The sequence below is a fragment of the Oerskovia sp. NPDC056781 genome, from assembly GCF_042789955.1.
In the GTDB taxonomy this organism is placed as follows: Bacteria; Actinomycetota; Actinomycetes; order Actinomycetales; family Cellulomonadaceae; genus Oerskovia; species Oerskovia rustica.
Genome location: NZ_JBHUAD010000232.1, coordinates 1 through 5,978 on the forward strand (window position 1 = coordinate 1; position 5,978 = coordinate 5,978).

Below are 5,978 nucleotides of genomic sequence, written 5' to 3' on the forward strand. Positions count from 1 at the left end.
GGAATTCCTGACCCGGCGTCACTTTTCCATTTCCCGGTCGAATGAATTGCTCGCGCCCTACGTAGGACCCCCTACGTGCTTCACCGGATTGTGCTTGCCGATTTCATTGCATAGCGTCGAAGTTGTCCGATTCGACATGTGTAGGTCGCCCGGCAATGGGGCCCTACCGACTGCCATGGAGAGCGAGAAGAAAAGATGAGACGACTACGCGCGGCAATGATTGCCGCCGTCCTCGGTGTCGCCGCGATCGCGGCCCCTGTCGTGCTGGCCCCGGCCGCCTCGGCACACGGATGGATCACGTCACCGCCCAGCCGGCAGGACAACTGCGCGACCGGTGCCACGTCCTTCGACTGCGGCGGCATCAAGTACGAGCCGCAGAGCGTCGAGGCACCCAAGGGCTCGATGCAGTGTTCGGGCGGCAGCGGGTTCTCGATCCTCGACGACAACAGCAAGCCGTGGCCGCGCAAGAGCGTCGGCAGCACGGTGACGTTCCAGTGGAAGCTCACGGCGGCTCACAACACGAGCACGTGGGAGTACTTCGTCGACGGCAAGCTGCACCAGACGTTCAGCCAGGGCGGCGCCCAGCCCCCGAGCAACATCTCGCACACGCTGACCAACCTGCCCTCGGGCAACCACACGATCCTCGCCCGCTGGAACGTGTCCAACACGGTCAACGCGTTCTACAACTGCGTCGACCTCACCGTCAACGGAGGCGGCACCACGGGTGGCACCACCGGCGGGACCACCGGCGGCACCACGGGTGGCACCACGGGCGGGACCACCGGCGGCACGACCGGGACGGGCGTCTGCACGGCTCCTGCCTGGGCGGCCGGCTCGGTCTACACGGGCGGCGCTCGCGTCTCCTACAACAACAAGACCTACGAGGCCAAGTGGTGGAACACCGGGGAGAACCCCGGCACGAGCGGCCAGTGGGGCGTGTGGAAGGACCTCGGCGCCTGCTGACGTGAGCACCGAACGGTCGGCCCTGGGGAGAAGGGGCTGACCGACACCGCACCAGAACCGCGCCCGGGTCGCCTGGAGCACCAGGAGGCCCGGGCGTCGTGCTGCCCTCCCTACGGAGCGCGCGGAGCGAGACGGGCGGTCCGGTCCCGGACGGGCGCCTGCGACACGGTCCGGGAGGCCTGTCTCGGACCAAGACACCCGTCCCACCCCAACCGGTCAGACGGGCGGCAGCTCGCGCCCGCGCAGCTTGTCGATCTCCCGCCGCTCCCGCTTGGTCGGTCGCCCCGCGCCGCGGTCGCGCACGGGCACGAACGGCACGGCCTCGCGCGGCAGCACAGGCGGGCTGTGGTCGACGTACGCCTTCGCGGCCTCGGGCGCCCCGACCCGCTTGGCGAGCAGCTCGACGACCTCCACGATCCGCTCGCGCTCGCCCCCGCGGTACGTCACGGTGCTGCCGACGCGCACGGTCGCGGACGGCTTGACGCGCACCCCGTCGATCTTGACGTGCCCGGCACGGCACGCGGCCGTCGCGACCGAGCGGCTCTTGGTCAGGCGGACCGCCCAGAGCCAGCTGTCGACCCGCATGGTCACTTCCCTTCCCGACGTCGGACCACCCCAGCCTAGGCGGCGCACGCCGCGTGATGGTCCGGCGCGACCTGCCGACCGCCGCAGCGGAGCCCGGCCCGACGGCGCCGCCCCCACGTGCGGCCGGCGTCGCGGCCGTCCGAGGCCCGGCGCCGCACAGGAGCGACCCTCTTGCGCGGATCGTCCCCTATCGCGTGCGTCTCCGGCCCGTCCGTGCCACGGTGGAACCGACCGGCGACGGCGCCGGTCCGGCCGTGTCGTCGGCCGGCGAGCTCGTTCGACGAACGGAGTGGACCATGTGGTTTCTGTCGTGGATCGTGATCGGACTGATCATGGGCGCCATCGCCCGCGCCATCATGCCGGGCCGAGCGGCGGGCGGATGGGTCGTGACCCTGATCGTCGGTGTCGTCGGCGCGTTCGTCGGCGGGTTCATCGGCCGGGCGTTCGGCTCGGACCCCAACCAGGAGTTCTGGTCGTTCTCGACCTGGTTCTGGGCGTTCATCGGATCGCTCGTCGTCCTGCTGATCTGGGGACTCATCGCCGGACGCAGGTCGAAGGCCTGACGCACGCTGCGCCGTCGGGCGCCGTAGGAGGCGCGGCCCGGGTCGACCGGGCCGCACCCCCTGTGCCCAACCCCGAAAACCCGTGGACCGCTCGCGCCTCGCGCGAGACGCTGAGGGCATGAGCCATCCCACCGAGTCGACGACGACCTGGCGCATCACCCCGGCCCCGCACCCCGCCGACCTCGACTCCCCCGAGGCCTGGGCGTACCACGGCGTGGCCGAGATCGAGGCCGAGGTCATGATCGAGGCCCACGGCTACGACGACTTCGCGAACGAGGCCCGCGACGTCCTGGCCGGGATGGACAACCAGCAGTACGCGACCAAGCAACGCTTCGTCGCGGTCCGCGCGGACGCACCCGAGACACCCCGGCCGCAGGACGTGCTGGGCCACCTGTTCGTCCTCATGATGACGAGCAGCAACGAACACCTGGGCGAGCTGTACGTGCAGGTACGCCCGGCGGCCCGGCGCCAAGGACTGGGCACGGCGCTGTGGGAGCACGGCGAACGGATCCTGCTCGACGCCGGGCGGACCGTCCTGTTCACGGACACCCAGCACGGCGTCGAACCTCCGCCCGGACCTGGCGCCCTCGAGGCCCGGACGGGCGCCGGACGGGTCCCCGCGGACGACCCCGGACCCCGCTTCGTGCGCGGCAAGGGGTACGCCCTGGAGCAGGTCGAGCGGCACTCGATCCTGCCGCTGCCCGTCGCCCCGGGGCTGCTGGACCGACTGCGCGCGCAGGCTCTCGCCGCGGCGGGACCGGGCTACCGCACCCTCGTCTGGGAGGACGACGTCCCCGACGAGTGGCGCGAGCAGGTCGGGACGCTGTTCACGCGCATGAGCACCGACGCCCCGAACGGCGACATCGACTTCCGCGAGGACCCGTGGGACGCGCGGCGCGTGGGCGTCTGGGTCGACGAGCTCCTGGGCAAGGGCGACGGCGTGCTCATGACGGTCGCCGAGCACGTCCCGTCGGGCACGCTCGCCGCGTTCTCGGTGTTCGCCTACCCCAAGAACCACCCGTCGTTCGCGTTCCAGGAGGACACGCTGGTCCTGCGCGAGCACCGCGGCCACCGCCTCGGGATGCTCGTCAAGGTCGCGAACCTCGACGAGCTCGCCGCCCGACGCCCCACGACCGAACGCATCCACACCTGGAACGCCGAGGAGAACGACCACATGCTCGCGATCAACGTCGACCTGGGCTTCGCGCCCGCGGGCGGGTACGCCGGCTGGCAGAAGCGGGTGGGCGGGTGAGCGGCCCGCGGGCCGAGGCCCCGGCACCGCGCTCCGGCCCGACGGCGTGGCGCGTCCTGCGCGCACCCGTCCCGGAATCGCTCGACGCGCCCGAGGCCTGGGCCGTGCACGGCACCGTGCGCGTGGGCGAGGCGATCGACCGGGAGATCCACGGTCACGCCGACCTCGGTCTCGACGCGGCGACCACGCTCGTCACGATGACGGCCCAGCAGGAGTACAAGCGCACCGTCCGGCTCGTCGCCGTCGCCGACGGTCCGCGAGCCCCTGGCGGCTCCGGCGAGCCTGGCCGTCCCGACGGCTCTGGCGGCTCTGGCGGCTCTGGCGGCCCGGCTGCGCGCGGACCGGACCCGGCCCCGGTGGCGGGCGACGTCGTCGGGCGCGGGCTCGTCGGCCTTCCCCAGAAGGGGAACACGCACCTCGCGATCGTGTACGTCGGGGTCGACCCCGCGCACCGCGGCCAAGGGGTCGGGAAGGCACTCTGGGAGGAGTGCCTTCGCATCGCGCGCGAGGCCGGGCGCACCGTGCTCCTGTCCGACTCCGCGCACGCCCCCGAACCCCCTCCCGGACCTGGCGCGCTCGACTCGCCGACCGGCAGCGGGCGCGTGCCGCTCGACGACCCGGGCACGCGCTTCGCGCTCTCGCGCGGGTTCTCGCTCGAGCAGGTCATGCGGCAGTCGACGATCACGCTGCCTCCCCGCACCGACGTCGTGGACCCGTTGCGCGACGCCGCCCGTGCCGCCGCGGGCGACGACTACCGCGTGCACCTCTGGCAGGACACCGTCCCCGAGGAGTGGATCGACGACTTCGCGGTCCTCGAGACCCGCATGAGCACCGACGCCCCCAGCGGCGGGCTCGACCTCGAGGAGGACCCGTGGGACGCCGACCGGGTACGCGTCGCTTCGCAGTCGTTCGCCGACCGCGGCCAGGGATACCTCATCGCAGTGGCCGAGCACGTGCCGTCAGGGCGGCTCGCCGCGTTCACCATGGTCTCCTACCCGCACGACCGCCCCGAGGTCGTCATCCAGGAGGACACCCTCGTCCTGCGCGAGCACCGCGGCCACCGCCTCGGGACGCTCGTCAAGATCGCGGTGCTCGACGAGCTGGCCCGCGTGCGCCCCTCGTCGCGACGCATCCACACCTGGAACGCGCAGGAGAACCGGCACATGCTCGCGATCAACGAGGCCCTCGGGTTCGAGGTCGCGAGCGTCACCGCAGAGTGGCAGCAGCGGCTGGGGTGACGGCGCCCGTACGGGAGGCACGCAAAATGCGTGGCGGGTCCGGGCGGCGGCCCGCCAGGGTGGACGCATGACGACCACCGACACCGCCGTTGGCCACGAGGACCCCTGGACGGCGAGCCCGACGCCACCGCCTGCGCCGCCGAACACGACCTGGCGCGCGATCGACGCACCGCCCGTCCCGTCCGCCCTGGACCACCCCGACGTCTGGGCCGTGCGGGCGTACACCGACATCGAGCACGACGTGCAGCTCGCGACCTGGGGCTGGACCGACTGGTGGGCGCCGCTGCCCGTGATGCTCGGCGTCCTCCAGCACCAGGAGTACCAGCGCAAGGTCCTCGTCCTCGCGCTCCCCGAGCCGGTGATGCCCGGAACGGCCGACGGCGAGGCCGCGGACACCGCCGACGGCGAGGCCGCGCCCAGGGCGCAGGACGTGGGCGGCGCCGCGATCGTGTGGCTCGCGACCGACGCCAACCCTCACCTCGCGTACGTCACCCTCGTGGTCCGGCCCACGCTCGAGGGGCGAGGCATCGGCGAGGCGCTGCTGGCCCGGGCCGAGGAGATCGCCCGCGCCGACGGGCGCACCACGGTCATCGTGCCGAGCAACCACTCCCCCGAGCCCCCGCCCGGCCCCGGCGCCCTGGACGCCCCCACGGGTGCCGGGCGCGTGCCCGCCGACTCCCCGGGGGCACGCTTCGCCCGGCGTCACGGCTACGCGCTCGAACAGGTCGAGCGCGCCTCCGTCCTGCGGCTGCCTGTCGACCCTGCACGGCTCGATGCGCTCGAGCACGAGGCGACGCGGGCAGCGGGCAGCGACTACCGCCTGCACACCTGGTGGGACGAGGTGCCGGCCGCGTGGCAGGACCAGGTCGCGATCCTCTGGACCCGTATGAGCACCGACGTCCCCTCCGCGGACCTGGACGTCGAGGAGAGCCCGTGGGACGCAGCCCGTGTCCGCTCCTACCTCGCCGACATGGCAGGGCGCCACCAGCACGTGCTCGTCACGGTGGCCGAGCACGTCCTCACCGGGACGCTCACCGCGTTCTCGGTGCTCCAGATCCCCGTGTCGGACGTCCCGTTCGCCTTCCAGGAGGACACGCTCGTCCTGCGCGAGCACCGCGGCCACCGGCTCGGGACGCTCGTCAAGGTCGCCAACCTGCGCGCCTACGCCGCTCGCCGGCCCGGAGAACGCCGCATCAACACGTGGAACGCGCAGGAGAACGAGCACATGCTCGCGATCAACGTCGCGCTCGGCTTCGAGCCCGTCGGCGTCGCGGCGGTGTGGCAGAAGCGACTGGCGTAGCCCGCTGCCCCCCCCACCACCGCCGCAACGCCGAGGTAGACCTGTGCGCGCGAGGTAGACCTCCCGGAGCTCTACCT

Annotated in this window: 6 protein-coding genes; 5 read left to right on the forward strand and 1 reads right to left on the reverse strand. The window is 72.7% G+C overall.

The features are described 5' to 3' along the window. Window positions 1–216 precede the first annotated feature (216 nt). Window positions 217–963, forward strand: coding sequence for a lytic polysaccharide monooxygenase (locus ACFRCR_RS15890; protein WP_377678852.1), 747 nt, complete (start codon window positions 217–219; stop codon window positions 961–963). A gap of 216 nt (window positions 964–1,179) precedes the next feature. Here the strand turns inward: ACFRCR_RS15890 and ACFRCR_RS15895 are convergent, their stop codons facing one another. Next, window positions 1,180–1,548, reverse strand: a complete 369-nt coding sequence (locus ACFRCR_RS15895; RefSeq protein ID WP_377678853.1) for an RNA-binding S4 domain-containing protein — start codon at window positions 1,546–1,548, stop codon at window positions 1,180–1,182. A gap of 296 nt (window positions 1,549–1,844) precedes the next feature. Between ACFRCR_RS15895 and ACFRCR_RS15900 the strand changes: the two genes are divergently transcribed. The 4 genes from ACFRCR_RS15900 (at window position 1,845) to ACFRCR_RS15915 (ending at window position 5,901) form a co-directional block, all read left to right on the forward strand. Continuing rightward, window positions 1,845–2,111, forward strand: coding sequence for a GlsB/YeaQ/YmgE family stress response membrane protein (locus ACFRCR_RS15900; protein ID WP_030150204.1), 267 nt, complete (start codon window positions 1,845–1,847; stop codon window positions 2,109–2,111). Between the two features lie 118 nt (window positions 2,112–2,229). After that, window positions 2,230–3,363: a GNAT family N-acetyltransferase gene (locus ACFRCR_RS15905; RefSeq protein WP_377678855.1), complete on the forward strand. Its 1,134-nt coding sequence runs from the start codon at window positions 2,230–2,232 to the stop codon at window positions 3,361–3,363. Further along, entirely contained in the window at window positions 3,360–4,601 is a 1,242-nt protein-coding gene (locus ACFRCR_RS15910) for a GNAT family N-acetyltransferase (protein WP_377678856.1), read from the forward strand. Before ACFRCR_RS15905 ends, ACFRCR_RS15910 begins: the two co-directional genes overlap by 4 nt. A 67-nt stretch (window positions 4,602–4,668) precedes the next feature. Then, entirely contained in the window at window positions 4,669–5,901 is a 1,233-nt protein-coding gene (locus ACFRCR_RS15915) for a GNAT family N-acetyltransferase (RefSeq protein ID WP_377678858.1), read from the forward strand. Window positions 5,902–5,978 lie beyond the last annotated feature (77 nt).